General features: G+C 56.9%; 1 protein-coding gene. It reads left to right on the top strand.

Annotation, left to right across the window (positions count from 1 at the left end):
- Window positions 1-538, top strand: a 538-nt coding sequence (locus tag AC07ED_RS13135) for a GTP-binding protein (protein WP_478242277.1), incomplete at both ends; no start/stop codon positions are given.

Genomic DNA, 538 nt, shown 5'->3' with positions numbered 1-538 from the left:
CTGCCCAGGCCACGCTGACTATGTTAAGAACATGATCACTGGTGCTGCTCAGATGGACGGCGCGATCCTGGTTGTTAACGCTGCTGACGGCCCGATGCCGCAGACCCGCGAGCACATCCTTCTTGGCCGTCAGGTTGGCATCCCGCACATGGTTGTCTACATGAACAAAGTTGACCAGGTAGACGACGAAGAGCTGCTCGAGCTGGTTGAGATGGAAATCCGTGAGCTTCTGTCGTCCTACGACTACCCTGGCGACGATATTCCGATCGTTAAAGGTTCGGCACTGGCTGCTATGGAAGGCCGCGATCCTGAGATCGGTGAGAACTCGATCCGCGCTCTGATGGAAGCCGTAGACACCTACATCCCGACTCCGGCACGTGCAGTTGACCTGCCGTTCCTGATGCCGATCGAAGACGTGTTCTCGATCTCGGGCCGTGGTACTGTTGTGACCGGTCGTGTTGAGCGTGGCGTAATCAACGTTGGCGACGCGATCGAAATCGTTGGTATCCGCGACACCAAAACCACCACCTGTACTGGT

The sequence above is a fragment of the Aestuarium zhoushanense genome (assembly GCF_056431045.1).
The sequence above is the reverse complement of the archived record's forward strand: the minus strand, read 5'-3'. Positions and strand labels throughout refer to the sequence as shown.